General features: G+C 62.5%; 1 protein-coding gene. It reads left to right on the forward strand.

Annotation, left to right across the window (positions count from 1 at the left end; translation table 11 throughout):
* On the forward strand, positions 1 to 710 hold a 710-nt coding region (locus OQK_RS01235; RefSeq protein WP_016770750.1), incomplete at both ends, for a GMC family oxidoreductase N-terminal domain-containing protein.

Genomic DNA, 710 nt, shown 5'->3' on the forward strand with positions numbered 1-710 from the left:
AAGGCTTCGGCCCGATGGACCGTACCGTCACGCCAAACGGCCGTCGTGCCAGCACCGCGCGCGGTTACCTGGACACGGCCAAGAAGCGTTCGACACTGACCATCGTCACCCACGCCCTCACCGACAAAGTGTTGTTCGAAGGCAAGCGTGCCGTGGGCGTGCGTTACCTGATCGGCGCCGCCGAAGAACGCGTTGAAGCCCGCGCCCGTAAAGAAGTACTGGTGTGCAGCGGCGCAATCGCTTCGCCGCAATTGCTGCAACGCTCCGGTGTCGGCCCGGCCAAACTGCTGGAAAGCCTCGACATCCCGGTGGTCCATGACCTGCCAGGCGTCGGCGAAAACCTGCAGGACCACCTTGAGCTGTACCTGCAATACGCGTGCACCCAACCCGTGTCGCTGTACCCGTCGCTGCTCTGGTACAACCAGCCGGCCATTGGCGCCGAGTGGCTGTTCAACGGCACCGGCATCGGCGCCAGCAACCAGTTCGAAGCGGGCGGTTTCATCCGCACCCGTGAAGAGTTCGAGTGGCCGAACATCCAGTACCACTTCCTGCCGGTAGCGATTAACTACAACGGCAGCAACGGTGTGAAAGAGCACGGTTTCCAGGCGCACATGGGCTCCATGCGTTCGCCGAGCCGTGGCCGCATCCAGCTGAAGTCGAAGAACCCACGGGACTACCCGAGCATCCTCTTCAACTACATGGCCACCGAA

Source organism: Pseudomonas sp. R62 (assembly GCF_000257605.1).
GTDB classification, from domain to species: domain Bacteria; phylum Pseudomonadota; class Gammaproteobacteria; order Pseudomonadales; family Pseudomonadaceae; genus Aquipseudomonas; species Aquipseudomonas atacamensis.